The 17208-nt window shown below is 72.2% G+C and carries 14 protein-coding genes; all 14 read right to left on the bottom strand.

From position 1 onward, the window contains the following. Positions 1 to 9 precede the first annotated feature (9 nt). Positions 10 to 1311 (bottom strand): sugar ABC transporter substrate-binding protein, encoded by a 1302-nt coding sequence (locus tag I003_RS0109135; RefSeq protein ID WP_027771254.1) that lies wholly within the window; start codon positions 1309 to 1311, stop codon positions 10 to 12. 263 nt (positions 1312 to 1574) lie between these two features. Continuing rightward, positions 1575 to 3122 (bottom strand): PQQ-dependent sugar dehydrogenase, encoded by a 1548-nt coding sequence (locus I003_RS0109130; protein ID WP_027771253.1) that lies wholly within the window; start codon positions 3120 to 3122, stop codon positions 1575 to 1577. Between the two features lie 257 nt (positions 3123 to 3379). Further along, positions 3380 to 4840 (bottom strand): glutamate synthase subunit beta, encoded by a 1461-nt coding sequence (locus I003_RS0109125; RefSeq protein WP_027771252.1) that lies wholly within the window; start codon positions 4838 to 4840, stop codon positions 3380 to 3382. After that, positions 4833 to 9419 (bottom strand): glutamate synthase large subunit, encoded by a 4587-nt coding sequence (gene gltB / locus I003_RS0109120; RefSeq protein ID WP_027771251.1) that lies wholly within the window; start codon positions 9417 to 9419, stop codon positions 4833 to 4835. Before gltB ends, I003_RS0109125 begins: the two co-directional genes overlap by 8 nt. A 321-nt stretch (positions 9420 to 9740) precedes the next feature. Continuing rightward, positions 9741 to 10469: a VIT1/CCC1 transporter family protein gene (locus tag I003_RS0109115; RefSeq protein WP_027771250.1), complete on the bottom strand. Its 729-nt coding sequence runs from the start codon at positions 10467 to 10469 to the stop codon at positions 9741 to 9743. A 234-nt stretch (positions 10470 to 10703) separates the two neighbouring features. Continuing rightward, positions 10704 to 11687, bottom strand: a complete 984-nt coding sequence (lgt, locus tag I003_RS0109110) for a prolipoprotein diacylglyceryl transferase (protein WP_027771249.1) — start codon at positions 11685 to 11687, stop codon at positions 10704 to 10706. 100 nt (positions 11688 to 11787) lie between these two features. Next, on the bottom strand, positions 11788 to 12564 hold the full coding sequence (locus I003_RS0109105) for a thioredoxin domain-containing protein (RefSeq protein WP_027771248.1): 777 nt from the start codon (positions 12562 to 12564) through the stop codon (positions 11788 to 11790). A 38-nt stretch (positions 12565 to 12602) separates the two neighbouring features. Then, positions 12603 to 12926, bottom strand: coding sequence for a hypothetical protein (locus tag I003_RS0109100; RefSeq protein ID WP_027771247.1), 324 nt, complete (start codon positions 12924 to 12926; stop codon positions 12603 to 12605). A 93-nt stretch (positions 12927 to 13019) separates the two neighbouring features. Continuing rightward, positions 13020 to 13853: a tryptophan synthase subunit alpha gene (gene trpA / locus I003_RS0109095; RefSeq protein ID WP_027771246.1), complete on the bottom strand. Its 834-nt coding sequence runs from the start codon at positions 13851 to 13853 to the stop codon at positions 13020 to 13022. Then, positions 13850 to 15091, bottom strand: a complete 1242-nt coding sequence (gene trpB / locus I003_RS0109090) for a tryptophan synthase subunit beta (protein WP_027771245.1) — start codon at positions 15089 to 15091, stop codon at positions 13850 to 13852. Before trpB ends, trpA begins: the two co-directional genes overlap by 4 nt. Then, on the bottom strand, positions 15066 to 15299 hold the full coding sequence (trpM, locus tag I003_RS36785; RefSeq protein WP_078563849.1) for a tryptophan biosynthesis modulator TrpM: 234 nt from the start codon (positions 15297 to 15299) through the stop codon (positions 15066 to 15068). Before trpM ends, trpB begins: the two co-directional genes overlap by 26 nt. A gap of 112 nt (positions 15300 to 15411) precedes the next feature. Next, on the bottom strand, positions 15412 to 16221 hold the full coding sequence (gene trpC / locus I003_RS0109085) for an indole-3-glycerol phosphate synthase TrpC (protein ID WP_027771244.1): 810 nt from the start codon (positions 16219 to 16221) through the stop codon (positions 15412 to 15414). Positions 16222 to 16372: 151 nt separating this feature from the next. Further along, positions 16373 to 16825, bottom strand: a complete 453-nt coding sequence (locus tag I003_RS0109080; RefSeq protein WP_027771243.1) for a DUF2752 domain-containing protein — start codon at positions 16823 to 16825, stop codon at positions 16373 to 16375. Between the two features lie 112 nt (positions 16826 to 16937). Further along, positions 16938 to 17159 carry an HGxxPAAW family protein gene (locus I003_RS0109075; protein WP_027771242.1) on the bottom strand — a complete coding sequence of 74 codons (222 nt, stop codon included), beginning with the start codon at positions 17157 to 17159 and terminating at the stop codon, positions 16938 to 16940. Positions 17160 to 17208: the final 49 nt, after the last annotated feature.

Raw genomic sequence — 17208 nt, 5'->3', positions numbered from 1 at the left:
AACCCGGGTCTACTCGGACTTGGCGAAGATGTCGTCCATCTCGCCGGCGGCCTTGTCGGCGGCCTCCTGGACGCTCCGGTCGCCCTTGAGGACGGACTGCACCAGCTTCAGCACCACCTGGCTGGCCTGGATCTCGCCGTAGGCGGAGGTCTTCGGAACGGTCGCGCCGGCCTCCAGCATCTGCTTGGCGAACGGCTCGACCAGCGGGTCGCCCTCCGCGGCGATCTTCTTCAGCTCGGTGTTGGTGCCGGGGAAGTAGTTCGTCTGCTTGGCCCACTCGGCGGCGAACTTGCCGGTGGTGGCCATCTTGACGTACTCCCAGGCCAGCTCCTTCTTGTCGCTGTCGAAGGTCGACAGGTAGGAACCGCCGAGGAACGACGGGCTCATGCCGCCGTCCTTGCCGGGGATCGGCGCGGCGGCGAGCTTGCCCTTCAGCTCGGGGGCCTCGTCGAGGAAGGCCTTGGGGGTCCAGTTGCCGGAGATCGTCATGGCGACGTTCCCCTTGGTGAACTCCTGGGCCACCTCGTCCTCCCGCCAGGTGGTGACCTTCGCCGGGGACAGGCCGTCCTTCGTCGCCAGGTCGGTGTAGAACTGCAGGCCCTCGACGGACTCCGGCGAGTTGATGGCGGACTTCCAGGCGTCGCCCTCCTGCACGGCCGGCTCGCCGCCCGCGCCCCAGACGAAGGGCATCGCGAACATCTCGGCCCCGCCGGCGACGGGGAACGGGATCATGTCCGGCTCCTCCTTCTTCAGGGTGAGCGCGACATCGCGAAGCTCTTCCCAGGTCGTCGGGGGCTTCAGGCCGTGCTTGTCGAAGATGTCCTTGCGGTAGACGAGGCCGCGGACGCCCGCGTACCAGGGCATGCCGTACTGCTTGCCGTCCAGGGTGCCCGCGTCCTTCAGACCCTCGACCAGGTCCTGGTCGAGCCCGGCCTCCTTCACCTCGTCGGTGACGTCCACCAGGCCGCCGGTCTCGGCGAACTGCGGCACCCAGGTCGTACCGACCTCGGCGACGTCCGGCACCTGGTCCGGGCCGCCTTCGATCGCAGTGGTGAACTTACGCTGGGCGCTCTCCCACTGCTGTTCCTCGATGTTGACCTTGGCGCCGGTCTTCTTCTCGAATTCCGCATTCAGCTTGTCGAAGAACGGCTTGGCGTCGGGGTTGGTCCCCTTCATGATCCAGACGTCGAGGGTCTTGCCCTTGCCGTCCAGTGCGTCGCCGCCGCCGTCCCCATCGTCGGAGTCGCTGCCACAGGCAGCGAGCCCCAGCACCATTGCGGCGCTCACGGCGCCGATGACGAACTTCCGCATGAACCGCTCCCGCTCCTCAGTGAGCCGAACCTGAACTTGTCTAGACCAGCAGGACGGTATGGAGTGGTTTAACCAGGGTCAAGGGTGGCTTCGAGGTGATGCCGAACCGTTGTCTGAGCCGTCGCGGAAGCGTCCACCCGACACATGTCCGACCATTGGCGTTGCGCGCTGTGCAGCCGAAACTATCATCGCCATTTTCATGGCGCACGCCCCCGGCGCGTGACCGGGGGCGTGCATGGAAGCGCTTGCTACCTGCGACGTCGTCAGTCTGCGGCGGCGCCGGCCGCGGTCAGCGTGCAGGCGTCGCCGTTGAGCATGGCGCGCTTCGGCGGTGAAATGTCACCCGTGTGGCTCGCCAGATAGCCCAACGCGACACTCTCCCCCGGCTCGATCACCGCGTTGTGCGAGGAGTTGGCCGCCGTGATCATGTCCCCTCTCTGGACGAGGTCGGTGTTCCAGTCCGAGATGACGGTCTGCCCGATCGCGAGCGGGAACGTCAGCGTCCAGCCGTCGACCGGCGTGTCGCCGGTGTTGGTCAGCGTCAGGTCCACCTTCAGGCCCTCGCCCCAGGTCATCGGCGCGATGTCGATACGGCAGGTCGGCTGCTGCCGCTCGAAGGCGACCTTGTGCAGCCCGCCCGGCAGGTCGTTGACGACGTAGAACTCGCCGTCGACCGTCTCGCCGACGTCCGTGACCTGGGTGGGGAACTGGCCGATCTCCGCCTGCCGGTAGCCGCCCTCGCCGTCCTCGCGCAGCGCCCAGATGGCCGAGGAGCAGTAGTCGGTGCCGATGTACGTGCCACCGAGCAGGTCGGCGTACTGCTCCCCGTGGTAGACCCGGCCGCCCATGACGGCGCAGCCGCCGGTGTGCGGGGAGTAGGTGAAGACGGGGTCGGTGTACTCCGCGCCCGCGGCGCACTGGGCCTCGTCGAAGACCTGCAGGCCCTCGCGGCAGGACCAGCCGAAGTTCGCGCCGGCCTGCTCCGAACGGGCGACGTGGTTGATCTCCTCCCAGCGGCCCTGGCCGACGTCGCCGATCCACAGCGAACCGTCCGCGGGGTCGAAGGAGAACCGCCAGGCGTTGCGCAGCCCGTACGCCCAGATCTCCGGGCGGGCGTCCGGCGTGTCGGTGAACGGGTTGTCCTCCGGCACGCAGTACGGCAGGTCGCCGCAGGTCCTGCTGACGTCGATCCGCAGGATCTTGCCCAGAAGGGTGTCGAGGCGCTGGCCGGTGTCGAACGGGTCGCCGGAGCCGCCGCCGTCGCCGATGGTCCAGTACAGATAGCCGTCAGGGCCGAAGGCGATGGTGCCGCCGTTGTGGTTGTTGTATTCGGCGTGCTCCTGGGAGAGCAGCACCTCCAGGCCGCCGTCGTCGAGCCCGTAGCGGGCGAGGGTGATCGCGCCGTCGGGCAGCGCGCTGTAGACGACGTACAGGTCCTGCACCTCGGGGAAGGCGGGGTCGGGGAGGATGGAGAGCAGCCCGCGCTCGTTGCCGGACTCGTCGATGACGTCGGTGAGGTCGGCGACGAAATCCGGGGCGAGGCCCGTGTCCGGGTGGTACGCGCGGACGGTGCCGCGCTTCTCGGCGATGAACAGCCGGCCGCTGCCGTCGTCCGGCGCGGCGATGTCGATGGGCCGGCGCAGGCCGGAGGCCACCTGGGTGGTGGTCACCGCCAGCTCCTCCAGCGGGACTTCGGCGGCCTGCCCCGCACCGGTGACGGTCGGTTCGGGGGCGGCGGCGGCCGTGAGGGGGGCGAACAGGGCGAGTGCTGCGGTGAGCAGCAGTGGTGCCGTCCAGCGACGTCTGAGCATGTGGGCTCCTGGGAGACAAACGGGAGTTGGATGACGGCGCACCTTCCCGGAAGGTATCCGTAACTCCCCGGTCGCACCAGACCGCATCAACCCCGGTGGCCCCGCCCGCCCCTCGGCCCCACCGCGCCCCGCCGGTCACACCGAAGCGCCCGCCTCAACGGTCGGGGAGAGGCGGGCGCCGCGGGTCTTGCTGTTCCGTACCTCGTTGTACGGGACATTCCAGGGACGTGACGTCGTCGTGCGGTGAAGCCGGCGCGTCAGACCGCCAGTGCCCGGTCCGTCGGCCTGATCGGCGCCGGCAGGTCACTGGCGCCCGTCAGCATACGGTCCACGCCGCGCGCCGCGGAACGGCCCTCGGCGATCGCCCAGACGATCAGCGACTGGCCGCGCCCGGCGTCCCCGGCGACGAAGACGCCGGGGACGCTGGTGGCGTAGTCCGCGTCGCGGGCCACGTTGCCGCGGGCGTCCAGCTCCAGGCCGAGTTGGCCGACCAGACCGTTCTCCCGGTCCACGCCGGTGAAGCCCATCGCGAGGGTGACCAGCTCGGCCGGGATCTTCTGCTCGGTGCGGGGCACGGGCTTGAAGCCGCCGTCCTCGAACCGCACCTCGACCAGGTGCAGGAAGGCCACGTTGCCCTGCTCGTCACCCTCGAAGCGGGTGGTCGAGACGGCGTAGACGCGCTCGCAGCCCTCCTCGTGGGCGGAGGTGACCTTGTACGTCATCGGGTAGACCGGCCACGGCTGGCCCTCGGGGCGCTCCTCCGACGGCCGCGGCATGATCTCCAACTGGGTCACGGACGCCGCACCCTGCCGGCGCGCGGTGCCGACGCAGTCGGCGCCGGTGTCGCCGCCGCCGATGACCACGACGTGCTTGCCCTCGGCGGAGATCGGCGGCGTGACGTAGTCGCCCTCCTGCACCTTGTTGGCCAGCGGCAGGTACTCCATCGCCTGGTGGATGCCGCCCAGTTCGCGGCCCGGCACCGGCAGGTCGCGCGCGGTGGTGGCGCCGGCGGCGATGACGACGGCGTCGTAGCGCTTGCGCAGCTTGGCGGCGTCGATGTCGCGGCCGATCTCCACGCCCGTACGGAACTTGGTGCCCTCCGCCCGCATCTGCTCGACGCGCCGGTTGATGTGCCGCTTCTCCATCTTGAACTCGGGGATGCCGTACCGCAGCAGCCCGCCGATCCGGTCGGCCCGCTCGTAGACCGCGACCGTGTGCCCGGCCCGGGTCAACTGCTGCGCGGCGGCCAGCCCCGCGGGTCCCGAGCCGATGACGGCGACCGTCTTGCCCGACAGCCGCTCCGGCGGCTGCGGCGTGACGGCACCCGCCTCCCACGCCTTGTCGATGATGGTGACCTCGACGTTCTTGATGGTCACCGCCGGCTGGTTGATGCCCAGCACACAGGCCGTCTCGCACGGCGCCGGGCACAGCCGCCCCGTGAACTCCGGGAAGTTGTTGGTCGCGTGCAGCCGCTCGATGGCGGCGGTCCAGTCCTCGCGGTAGGCGTAGTCGTTCCACTCGGGGATGAGGTTGCCCAGCGGGCAGCCGCTGTGGCAGAAGGGGATGCCGCAGTCCATGCAGCGCCCGGCCTGCTTGCTGATGACGGGCAGCAGAGAGCCCGGGACGTAGACCTCGTTCCAGTCCTTGACCCGTTCGGCGACGGGCCGGGTCTCGGCGACCTCGCGGCCGGTGGTCAGGAAGCCCTTGGGGTCAGCCATGGAGCGCAGCCTCCATCATCTTCTCGTGCGTCTGGGCCTCGGTGAGGCCGGCCCGCTCAGCGGCGTCCTTGGCGGTGAGCACTGCCTTGTACGTGGACGGGTAGACCTTGCTGAACCGGGAGACGCCGGCGTCGGGGGCGTCCCACTCGGCGAGCAGCTTCCCCGCGACCGTCGAGCCGGTCTCCTCGTGGTGGCGGCGCACCACGTCGTGCAGCCATTCCCGGTCGGCGTCGTCGAGCTCCTCGACGGCGGTGAGGTTGTCCTTGTTGACGTTGTCGGGGTCGAGGTCGACGACGTACGCGACGCCGCCGGACATGCCGGCCGCGAAGTTGCGCCCGGTCTCGCCCAGCACGACGGCCTGCCCGCCGGTCATGTACTCGCATCCGTGGTCACCGACGCCCTCGGCGACGACGAGTGCGCCGGAGTTGCGGACGCAGAACCGCTCGCCGACCTTGCCGCGCAGGAAGATCTCGCCGCCCGTGGCGCCGTACGCGAGGGTGTTGCCCGCGATGACGCTGTACTCGGCGAGGTGCTCCGCGCCGCGGTCGGGGCGGACCACGAGCCGGCCGCCGGACAGGCCCTTGCCGACGTAGTCGTTGGCGTCGCCCTCCAGCCGCAGCGTGACGCCCCGCGGCACGAAGGCGCCGAACGACTGGCCGGCGGAGCCGGTGAAGGTGATGTCGATCGCGTCGTCGGGCAGGCCGTCGCCGCCGAAACGCTTCGTCACCTCGTGGCCGAGCATGGTGCCGACCGTGCGGTTGATGTTGCGGATCGCCACCCGGGCCCGTACGGGATGGGCCTCGGCGGCGGACGGTGCGGCCAGCGCGTCCGCGGCGAGCTTGATCAGCTCGTTGTCGAGCGCCTTCTCCAGGCCGTGGTCCTGGCCGGTGATCTGGTAGCGCGCGGCGCCGTCCGGCAGCTCCGGGACGTACAGCAGCGGCGCCAGGTCCAGGCCCTGCGCCTTCCAGTGGTCGACGGCGCGGGTGATGTCCAGCATCTCGGCGTGGCCGACGGCCTCCGCCACGCTGCGGAAGCCCAGCTCGGCCAGGAGCTCGCGGACCTCCTCGGCGATGAACTCGAAGAAGTTGACGACGTGGTCGGCCTGGCCGGTGTAGCGCTCGCGCAGCACCGGGTTCTGGGTGGCGATGCCGACCGGGCAGGTGTCCAGGTGGCACACGCGCATCATCACGCAGCCGGAGACCACCAGCGGCGCCGTCGCGAAGCCGAACTCCTCGGCGCCCAGCAGCGCCGCGACGACCACGTCGCGGCCGGTCTTGAGCTGGCCGTCGGTCTGCACGACGATACGGTCGCGCAGCCCGTTGAGCAGCAGCGTCTGCTGGGTCTCGGCGAGACCCAGCTCCCAGGGGCCGCCGGCGTGCTTCAGCGACGTCAGCGGGGAGGCGCCGGTGCCGCCGTCGTGGCCGGAGATCAGCACCACGTCGGAGTGCGCCTTGGACACCCCGGCCGCGACCGTCCCGACGCCGACCTCGCTGACCAGCTTCACGTGGATGCGGGCCTGCGGGTTGGCGTTCTTCAGGTCGTGGATGAGCTGGGCCAGGTCCTCGATCGAGTAGATGTCGTGGTGCGGCGGCGGCGAGATGAGGCCGACGCCGGGCGTGGAGTGCCGGGTCCTGGCCACCCACGGGTACACCTTGTGGCCGGGCAGTTGCCCGCCCTCGCCGGGCTTCGCACCCTGCGCCATCTTGATCTGGATGTCGTCGGCGTTGACCAGGTACTCGCTGGTGACGCCGAAGCGGCCGGAGGCGACCTGCTTGATCGCCGAGCGCCGCCGCGGGTCGTACAGCCGGTCGGCGTCCTCGCCGCCCTCGCCGGTGTTGGACTTCCCACCGAGCCGGTTCATCGCGATGGCCAGGGTCTCGTGCGCCTCCCGCGAGATGGAGCCGTACGACATGGCGCCGGTGGAGAACCGCTTGACGATCTCGGCGGCGGGCTCGACCTCCTCCAGCGGCACCGCCGGACGGTCGGATGCCAGCCGGAACAGTCCGCGCAGCGTCATCAGCCGCTCGGACTGCTCGTCCACGCGCCGCGTGTACTGCTTGAAGATGTCGTAGCGGCGGGTGCGGGTGGAGTGCTGCAGCCGGAAGACCGTGTCCGGGTCGAACAGGTGCGGCTCGCCCTCGCGGCGCCACTGGTACTCGCCGCCGATCTCCAGGTTGCGGTGCGCCGAGGCGGTGCCCGTGGCGGGGTACGCCCGGGCGTGCCGGGCGGCGACCTCCCGGGCGATGACGTCGATGCCGGCGCCGCCGATCTTCGAGGTGGTGCCGTGGAAGTACGTGTCCACGAACTCCTGGTCCAGGCCGATGGCCTCGAAGACCTGCGCGCCGCGGTACGAGGCGACGGTGGAGATGCCCATCTTGGACATGACCTTCAGCACGCCCTTGCCCAGCGCCTTGATCAGGTTGCGGATGGCGGTCTGCGAGTCGCCGTCCGGGCCTGCCTGGAGATACGTCCCGGCGCGGACCAGGTCCTCGACCGACTCCATCGCCAGGTACGGGTTGACGGCGGCGGCCCCGTACCCGATGAGCAGGGCGACGTGGTGCACCTCGCGCACGTCGCCGGCCTCGACCAGCAGGCCGACCTGGGTGCGCTGCTTGGTGCGGATCAGGTGGTGGTGGACGGCCGAGGTGAGCAGCAGCGACGGGATCGGCGCGTGCTCGGCGTCGGAGTGCCGGTCGGAGAGGACCAGCAGCCGGGCGCCGGAGTCGATCGCCGCGTCGACCTCGGCGCAGATCTCCGCCAGCCGGTCGGCCAGCGCCTGACCGCCGCCGTGCACGCGGTACAGGCCGGAGAGCGTCACGGACTTGAAGCCCGGCATGTCGCCGTCGGCGTTGACGTGGATGAGCTTGGCCAGCTCGTCGTTGTCCAGGACGGGGAAGGGCAGCGTCACGGTGCGACAGGACGCGGGCGTGGGTTCGAGCAGGTTGGCCTGCGGGCCGAGCGCCGAGTGCAGCGAGGTGACCAGCTCCTCGCGGATCGCGTCCAGCGGCGGGTTGGTGACCTGCGCGAAGAGCTGGGTGAAGTAGTCGAAGATCAGCCGCGGCCGGTCCGAGAGCCCGGCGAGCGGGGTGTCGGAGCCCATCGAGCCGATCGGCTCCGCGCCGGTGCGCGCCATGGGCGCGAGCAGGACGCGCAGCTCCTCCTCGGTGTAGCCGAAGGTCTGCTGGCGGCGGGTGACCGAGGCGTGGGTGTGCACGATGTGCTCGCGCTCGGGCAGGTCGTGCAGCGCGACGATGCCGGCGTCCAGCCAGTCCCCGTAGGGGTGCTCGGCGGCCAGCTCCGCCTTGATCTCGTCGTCCTCGACGATGCGGTGCTTCGCGGTGTCGACCAGGAACATCCGGCCGGGCTGCAGCCGGCCCTTGCGCACGACGCGGCCGGGGTCGATGTCGAGCACGCCGACCTCCGAGGCGAGCACGACCAGGCCGTCGTCGGTGACCCAGTAGCGGCCGGGGCGCAGGCCGTTGCGGTCCAGGACGGCCCCGACGAGGGTGCCGTCGGTGAAGCTGACGCCCGCCGGGCCGTCCCACGGCTCCATGACCGTCGAGTGGTACTGGTAGAACGCGCGCCGGGCCGGGTCCATGGACTCGTGGTTCTCCCACGCCTCCGGGATCATCATCAGCATCGCGTGCGGCAGCGACCGGCCGCCCAGGTGCAGCAGCTCCAGCACCTCGTCGAAGGAGGCGGTGTCGGAGGCGTCGGGCGTGCAGATGGGGAAGACCCGCTCCAGGTCGTGCGCGCCGAACAGCTCCGAGGAGAGCTGGGACTCGCGCGCGCGCATCCAGTTGCGGTTGCCCATGACCGTGTTGATCTCGCCGTTGTGCGCGATGTAGCGGTACGGGTGGGCCAGCGGCCAGCTCGGGAAGGTGTTGGTGGAGAACCGGGAGTGCACGACGCCGATGGCGGTGGCCAGCCGGCGGTCCGACAGGTCGGGGAAGAACGGTTCAAGCTGCCCGGTGGTCAGCATGCCCTTGTAGACCAGGGTGCGCGAGGACAGCGAGGGGAAGTACACGTCGGTCTCGCGCTCGGCGCGCTTGCGCAGCACGAACGCGGACCGGTCCAGCTCGATGCCGCTCCTGCGGGCTGCCGGGTCGGCGCTCTCGACGAAGAGCTGGGCGAACGACGGCATGGTGGCGCGGGCGCCGGCGCCGAGCAGCTCGGGCGCCACGGGCACCTCGCGCCAGCCGAGTACGGCCAGGCCCTCCTCGGCGGCGATGGCCTCGATCCGCTCCCGTACGGCGGCGGCCTCGTCCTCGGCCACGGGCAGGAAGGCCATGCCGACGGCGTACGAACCGGCGGCCGGCAGCGCGAAGTCCACGGCGGCACGCAGGAAGGCGTCCGGGACCTGGAGCAGGATGCCGGCGCCGTCGCCGGTGTCCGGGTCGGAGCCGGTGGCGCCGCGGTGCTCCAGGTTGCGCAGCACCGTCAGCGCCTGCCGGACGAGTGCGTGGCTGGCCTCCCCGCTCAGCGTGGCGACGAAGCCGACCCCGCAGGCGTCGTGCTCGTACCGGGGGTCGTACAGCCCCTGCGCTGCAGGGCGGGCCGCCTGGGATGCGTGCCGCATCGGCTCTCCCGTCGTCGTCGTGGCAGTGATGCGTGCCGAGGGACGACGTTGGCCCTGGCCGAAATTTCGTGCAGGTTACATGATGACCTGCAGCTCAGGAAGCGGATACCGCGTATCAGCATCCGGACACCCCGGTCGGGGGTGTGCCCCGCGGAGCGGGGGATCTGCACGGTTCGTGCAGGAGGAAGCACGGGCGGCACTGCCCGCGGTCCCCGTCACATGCCCGCGCCGGTGCGGTTCGAAACGCGGCGGAAATGAATCAGAAGTGCCGGGGGATCGCCTTCGAGGATACGGGATTCAGCCGGGCCGGCAGCCCGGCCGTCAGCCCCCGACGGCGGCTCCGAAGAGCGCGCCCAGCCCGTACGTCACCGCCGCCGCGGCCCCGCCGAGCAGCAACTGCCGCAGCCCGCTGTACCACCAGCTCCGTGCCGTGATCCGCGCCACCGCCGCGCCGCAGGCGAAGAGCCCGGCCAGCGCGACCAGCACCGCGGGCCACAGGGCGGTGGCACCCAGCAGGTAGGGCAGCACCGGCAGAAGCGCGCCGACGGCGAACGAGCCGAACGACGACAGCGCCGCCACCGTCGGCGACGGCAGGTCGCCCGGGTCGACGCCCAGCTCCTCGCGGGCGTGGATCTCCAGCGCCTGCTCCGGGTCCCGCATGAGCTGCTTCGAGACCTCTGCGGCCAGCTCGGGGTCCACCCCGCGGGACTCGTACAGATCGCTCAGCTCGCGCACCTCGTCCTCCGGGTGCCGGCGCAGCTCGCGCCGCTCGACGTCCAGCTCGGCGAGGACCAGCTCGCGCTGCGAGGCGACCGAGGTGTACTCCCCCGCGGCCATCGAGAACGCGCCCGCCGCCAGCCCCGCGAGGCCGGTCAGCGCGATGGTCCCGGACGAGACCGAACCGCCGGCCACGCCGGTGATCAGCGCCAGGTTCGACACCAGACCGTCCATCGCGCCGAAGACGGCGGGCCGCAGCCAGCCGCCGGTGACGTCGCGATGGGTATGGCCGTGCCGCTCGGCCGGCCGGCCCGCACGGAGCCCCGCGGACATGGATCGCGCTCCCCTCGTCGATCTTCTGTTCGACGATACGCGCGGTCCCGGACGCCCGCCAGCAAGGCAGGCCGTACTGACCTGCGGGAAGCGGGCCGCCGTCGCCGGATTCCCCGCCCGGCCCGCCGGACAGACTCTCCAAGGCGATCCGGCCGGGACACCCGGGCCGGACACGGGCGGGGCCGTCGCCGCGGGTGCGGTGACGGCCCTGCCGTGCGTGTGCTGCGCCGCGGGCTACGTGTGCCGGCCGCGCTCTCCGGCCGGGGGCTCCCCGGCCGCCTTGGCCTCGGCTGCCACGGGCTCCGGAGCGTCCGCGGACTCCGCGGCGTCGCCGGCCCGGTCCGGCTTCGTCAGGCTGCCGTCCTCCGCCTTGCCGCCGTCCGCGGGCTCGTCGTCCGCCGCACCCGGCTCCACGACCTCCTCGCGGCCGGGCCGCTTCTTCGCCGACACGACGATGTAGGCCACCGCGGCGGCGAAGACGAGGATCGACGTCCAGACGTTGAGCCGCAGCCCGAGGACCTCGTGCGCCTCGTCGACGCGCATGTACTCGATCCAGCCGCGGCCGGCGGTGTACCCCGCGACGTAGAGCGCGAAGGCCCGGCCGTGGCCGAGGCGGAAGCGCCGGTCGGCCCAGATCACCAGCACCGCGACGCCGACGCACCACAGCGACTCGTACAGGAAGGTCGGGTGGAAGGTGTCGGCGACGCCGGTGACCGAGTGGTCCGCGTCGATCTCGACGGCCCAGGGGACGTCGGTCTGCTTGCCGTACAGCTCCTGGTTGAACCAGTTGCCCCAGCGGCCCAGGGCCTGCGCGAGCGCGATGCCGGGGGCGACGGCGTCGGCGTAGGGCGGCATCGCGATGCCGCGCCGCCGGCAGCCGATCCAGACTCCCAGCGCACCCATCGCGATGGCGCCCCAGATGCCGAGGCCGCCCTCCCAGATCTCGAACGACTTGACCCAGTCGCCGCCCTCGCCGAAGTACGGCTCGGGCGTCGTGACGACGTGGTAGAGCCGACCGCCGACGAGGCCGAAGGGCACGGCCCAGATGGCGATGTCCGCGACGGTCCCCGGCCGGCCGCCGCGCGAGATCCAGCGGCGTCCGCCGAGCCAGATGGCGGCGAAGATGCCGAGGAGGATGGCGAGGGCGTAACCGCGCAGCGGGAGCGGTCCGAGGTGCCAGACGCCCTCGGAAGGGCTGGGGATGTATGCGAGATCCATAGCAGCATCGACGGTACCGTGCCGCGGCGCGGCACGGGGAGCCCCGCGGGAACAACGGCTCCGTAACTCTCCGCGAGTACGGCGCTGCGCCCCGGGCGGTTCAGTCCTTGGCGGCGTCCTCGACGAGCTGCCTGAAGCTCGCCGGGGTGAGGTCCGAGCCCTCGCCGAAGATGCTCTCGCCCTCCAGCAGGACGGTGGGCGTGGAGTTGTGGCCCGACTTGCCGAACGCCTGGTCCGAGGCGCCGACCCAGCCGTCGTGCCTGCCGTCGTCGACGCAGGAGTCGAAGCGCTTGCCCCTCAGCCCGTCGACCTTGGCCGCCAGGTCCTTCAGGTGTCCCTTGTCGGCGAAGGCGTCGTCCGTCTCCGGCGGCTGGTTGCGGAAGAGCACGTCGTGGTACGGGACGAACTTGCCGACGTCCTGGGCACAGGCGGCGGCGTTGGCCGCGTCCAGCGAGCCGGAGCCGCCGAAGTTGCCGTCGATGAGCTCGACCAGCCGGTATTCGGTGCGCAGCTTGCCGGCGTCCTCCAGCTCGTTGATCGTCTTGCTGAAGCCGGCCTCGAACTGGCCGCACGCGGGGCAGCGGAAGTCCTCCCAGACGGTGAGGGTGGCCGGGGCGTCGGCCTTGCCCGCGGGCAGCGCGAGCCGGTCCTTGCCGACGGCGCCCCTCGGGAACACGACGGGCTCGTCGGTGTCGTCCCCGTCGCCGCCGTTCTGGCCGATGAGGACGCCGACCACCGCGACCACGGCGAGCACCCCGACCACGGCGGCGAGCACGGCGAGCATGCGCCGCCGCTTGTCCTTGGACTGCTGCCGCCGGCGCTCGGCCTGCATCCGCTCCCGGGCACTGCGCTTCCCCTGGGGGTTGTTCTCGCTCACGCCCGGCTATAACGAGGCATCCGCCGCCCGGTGACGGATCAGAACACCCGCCCGTACTGCAGGTACGCGGCGGCGGCGGAGAGCACCAGGACGACCGAGACGACGAGGAAGCCCACGGTGAAGGCCCGCGGAACGGGCGCCTGCGGCATCCGGGGCCGGGGACGGGGCACCCTGCGCGGGCGCGGAGCCGCCGCGCGCCGCGCGTCGTCGGCGGCGAGCCGCTCCGTGACCTCGTACCACCGCGCGGAGTGCTCCTTCGGCGCGGTGTTCTCTATCTGACCCAGGGAGTCCTTCTGGAACCGCTCCCATATGTCCTCGGGCAGCCGCGGTTCGTCGTCGGCGCCGGGCTGTTCGCCGGCCATCGGGCCCTCCCCTGTGCAGCACGGATTGCTCCCTTCAAGGATCGCATGTCCGTACGCACCGGGGAGGGCCCTGTGGATGACCGCGGGCGGCCGTCAGGCCCGCCGGCGAACCCCCTCGGCCAGCTCGCCCGCCAGCTCCCGCACCGCCGCGACGCCGGCCTCCCGATCGTCCCCGGCGTCCAGCAGCGGCTTGACGAACGCCGAGCCGACGATCACGCCGTCGGCGAACGCGGCGACCTCGGCCGCCTGCCTGGCCGTCGAGACGCCCAGGCCCACACAGACGGGCAGACCCCCGTGGCGTACCGCCTCAGTGGCGCGGGTGCGGCGGACCAGGTCCCGGGCCTCCCGGCCCACGGACTCGCGGGTGCCCGTGACGCCCATCAGCGAGGCGGCGTAGACGAAGCCGCTGCCGGCCTCCGTGATCTCGGAAAGCCGCTGCTCCCGGCTGCTGGGGGCGACCACGAAGACCGTGGCCAGGCCGTGCTTGCCGGCCGCCTCCCGCCACGCTCCCGACTCCTCGACGGGCAGATCGGGCAGGATGCAGCCCGCGCCCCCCGCCGCGGCCAGGTCCTCGGCGAAGCGCTCGGGACCGTAGCGGTCGACGGGGTTCCAGTACGTCATGCAGAGCACCGGCGCGTCCGTCGCGGACTGCACCTCGGCGACCGTACGGATCACGTCCTTGATCCGCAGCCCGCCGCGCAGCGCGATGTCGTCGGCGGTCTGGATCACCGGGCCGTCCAGCACCGGGTCGCTGTGCGGCAGGCCGACCTCGATGACGTCGCAGCCGCCTTCGAGCATGGCGGTCATGGCCCGCACCCCGGTGTCCACGTCGGGGAAGCCGGCGGGCAGGTAGCCGATGAGGGCCGCCCGGTCCTCCGCCTTCGCGGCGGCGAGTACGGCGTCGAGCCGCGCGATGTTGCCCGTCACCGGTCCGCCTCCTCGGCGTCGTAGAGCCCGAAGTGGCGGGCGGCGGTGTCCATGTCCTTGTCGCCCCGGCCGGAGAGGTTCACGACGATCAGGCCGTCGGTACCCAGCTCGCGGCCGATCTCCAGCGCACCGGCGAGCGCGTGGGCGCTCTCGATGGCCGGGATGATGCCCTCGCTGCGCGACAGCAGCCGCAGCGCCCGCATGGCCTCGTGGTCGGTGACGGCCCGGTACTCAGCCCGGCCGGCGTCCTTGAGATAGGCGTGCTCGGGGCCGACACCGGGATAGTCGAGGCCGGCGGAGATCGAGTACGGCTCGGTGATCTGACCGTCCTCGTCCTGGAGCACGTACGACCGGGAGCCGTGCAGGATCCCGGGGTCGCCGGCGCTGAGCGTGGCGGCGTGTTCGCCGCTGGTCAGGCCGTGCCCGGCGGGCTCACAGCCGACCAGGCGCACGGCGGGGTGCGGCAGGAAGGCGTGGAAGAGGCCGATGGCGTTGGAGCCGCCGCCGACGCAGGCGACGGCCGCGTCGGGCATCCGGCCCGTACGGTCCAGCAACTGCTGCCGGGCCTCGATGCCGATCACCCGCTGGAAGTCGCGGACGAGTGCGGGGAACGGGTGCGGGCCTGCGACCGTGCCGAAGAGGTAGTGGGTGTGCTCGACGTTGGCGACCCAGTCGCGGAACGCCTCGTTGATGGCGTCCTTCAGCGTCCGGCTGCCGGACTTCACCGGGATGACCTCGGCGCCGAGGATCCGCATGCGGGCGACGTTGAGCGCCTGCCGCTCGGTGTCGATCTCGCCCATGTAGACGGTGCACTCCAGGCCGAGAAGTGCGCAGGCGGTGGCGGTGGCCACACCGTGCTGGCCGGCGCCGGTCTCGGCGATGACGCGGGTCTTGCCCATGCGGCGGGTGAGCAGGGCCTGGCCCAGCACGTTGTTGATCTTGTGCGAGCCGGTGTGGTTGAGGTCCTCGCGCTTGAGGAAGACCCGGGCGCCGCCGGCCTGTTCGGCGAAGCGCGGCACCTCGGTGAGAGGGCTCGGCCGCCCGGTGTAGTTGGCCAGCAGGTCGTTCAGCTCGGCGACGAACGCCTCGTCGCCCTTGGCCTTCTCGTACGCGACGGCGACCTCGTCGACGGCCGCGCGCAGCGCCTCGGGGATGAACTTGCCGCCGTACGCGCCGAAGTAACCCTCGGCGGTCGGCACCTGGCGTTCTGGGTCAGGGATGAAGAAGTCTGTGGGCATGGCTGATCCTCGGTCGGAACGGATGACGGACGGCGTGGGGACACGCCGCCTGCCATCGCCTGCCGTTGATCTGCCCGGGCTCGGCCCCGATGTGGTACCGCACGCGCCGGCCGCGCACGCGCCGCGCGGGCGCCCGGCACCCCCGCGGCCTGCACCCGCGGGCGAGGACGCCGCCCGCCTCGGGGACACCGGTGCGCGCGGCACGCAGACGGGCCCCCGCGACGGCGCCGCCCGGGCGCCGGGAAAGGGCCGCCGGCGCGGGCCGCGGCGCGGGAGCGCCGGGCGGAGGCGGCCGGTCCGCTCGCAGGCTCACCGGAAGGTCAGCCCCGTCCGTGGCGCAGCGCGGGGTGGGCGCCCGCGGCGACGAGATCGGCGACGGCGGCACGCGGGTCCCTGCCGGTGACCAGGGACTCGCCGACGAGCACGGCGTCGGCGCCGTCGTTCGCGTACGCGATGAGGTCGTGGGGTCCGCGCACGCCGGACTCGGCGATCTTGACGATGTGGCCGGGGATCTCGGGGGCCACCCGGCCGAAGTTGCCGCGGTCCACCTCAAGCGTCCGGAGGTTCCGCGCGTTCACCCCGATGACCTTCGCCCCGGCGGCCACCGCGCGCTCGGCCTCCTCCTCGTCGTGCACCTCGACCAGCGGCGTGAGCCCGATCGACTCGGCCCGCTCCACCAGCGAGACCAGCGCGTCCTGCTCCAGCGCGGCGACGATCAGCAGCACCAGGTCGGCACCGTACGCCCGGGCCTCCCAGAGCTGGTAGGCGGTGACGACGAAGTCCTTGCGCAGCACCGGCACGTCCACCTTGGCGCGGACGGCCTCCAGATCCGCCAGCGAGCCGCCGAAGCGGCGCTGCTCGGTCAGGACGCTGATGACGGCGGCGCCGCCCGCCTCGTAGTCCGCCGCGAGCGCGGCCGGGTCGGCGATGGCGGCCAGCGCGCCCTTGGACGGGCTGGAGCGCTTGACCTCGCAGACGACGGTGACGCTGTCACCGCGCAGGGCGGCCACGCCGTCCCGCGCCCGGGGTGCCCTGGCGGCCCGCTCCTTGAGCTCGTCGAGCCCGACCCGGGCCTGCCGCTCGGCGAGGTCCTCGCGCACGCCGTCAATGATCTCGTCGAGCACACTCACGCGAGCGGACCCCTTTCTGCTGGCGCCGGCGCCGGCCCGCGAGGGCACCGGCGGCCGGCGGGCGGCTGTTCGGGTACTGCGATGGTATCGGGCAGGGGGCGGAAGCCCCGAATCCGGACCTTCTCCGTCCCAGGGACCGGACGCGCTGCCGCTACGGCCCCAGGGCCGCCCCGAACGGCAGGTTCCGCAGCAGCGTAAACGCCGCGACCAGCGCGAACAGCGCCGCCCCCACGCGCAGCCCCGTTCCCGGCGGGGAGCGCCGCGGCGCGCGCGTGCGGGGACGTACGGCAGCGAGCGACCACCCCAGCAGCGCCATGGCGCAGACGGCCGCGCCGGCGACCACGAGGGCGTTGGCGCCCAGCGCCGCGGTCACCTCGCCGTGGGCGAGCGCGTGCGTGGCGCGCAGGCCGCCGCAGCCGGGGCAGGCCAGGCCCGTGTACGCGAGGACGGGGCAGGGCGGGTAGCGGCCGGGCTCGTTCGGGTCGACGGCGCCGACCACGGCGCAGCAGGCGGCGGCAGAGGCCAGCGCGGCGAGCGGGGGCGCGAGGCGCCGGAGCGCGCCGGTGACGGCGGTCGCGGCGGTTCTGGCGGTACGGGCGGACACACCCGGATTGTCCCGGCGCCGGTGCGGGGGCGCATCCGGTGCCGCGCCGCTCCGGTACAGATACGCCGCCCCCGGCCGGGACTTTCCGGCAGGGGGCGGAGGGAAGTGCGGGTCAGTCGCCGGCCATGCGCACCGGAGGCACGGGCTTCTTGCCCAGGCCCATGCCGCGCATCACGGCGCCGACCACGCCGCCGACGGGGATGATGATCAGGCTCAGCCAGAACAGCAGGGGCTTGTCCATCACTATCAGCACGCCCGAGACGCAGAACCCGATGAAGATGATGACCACCGCGGTCCATGCGGCCGGCGTGTGTCCGTGGTCGTGCTGCGCCATCACTGCTCCTTGAAACGACAACCGCTCATATCACCAGACGCGGCCATTG

It is taken from the genome of Streptomyces sp. CNQ329 (genome assembly GCF_000482585.1).
The sequence above is the reverse complement of the archived record's forward strand: the minus strand, read 5'-3'. Positions and strand labels throughout refer to the sequence as shown.

Bases quoted from the DNA above. Each gene is read 5' to 3' on its own strand.
- I003_RS0109135 (WP_027771254.1), bottom strand. From the start codon at position 1,311: ATGCGGAAGTTCGTCATCGGCGCCGTGAGCGCCGCAATGGTGCTGGGG.
- I003_RS0109130 (WP_027771253.1), bottom strand. From the start codon at position 3,122: ATGCTCAGACGTCGCTGGACGGCACCACTGCTGCTCACCGCAGCACTC.
- I003_RS0109125 (WP_027771252.1), bottom strand. From the start codon at position 4,840: ATGGCTGACCCCAAGGGCTTCCTGACCACCGGCCGCGAGGTCGCCGAG.
- gltB (WP_027771251.1), bottom strand. From the start codon at position 9,419: ATGCGGCACGCATCCCAGGCGGCCCGCCCTGCAGCGCAGGGGCTGTAC.
- I003_RS0109115 (WP_027771250.1), bottom strand. From the start codon at position 10,469: ATGTCCGCGGGGCTCCGTGCGGGCCGGCCGGCCGAGCGGCACGGCCAT.
- lgt (WP_027771249.1), bottom strand. From the start codon at position 11,687: ATGGATCTCGCATACATCCCCAGCCCTTCCGAGGGCGTCTGGCACCTC.
- I003_RS0109100 (WP_027771247.1), bottom strand. From the start codon at position 12,926: ATGGCCGGCGAACAGCCCGGCGCCGACGACGAACCGCGGCTGCCCGAG.
- trpB (WP_027771245.1), bottom strand. From the start codon at position 15,091: ATGCCCACAGACTTCTTCATCCCTGACCCAGAACGCCAGGTGCCGACC.
- I003_RS0109075 (WP_027771242.1), bottom strand. From the start codon at position 17,159: ATGGCGCAGCACGACCACGGACACACGCCGGCCGCATGGACCGCGGTG.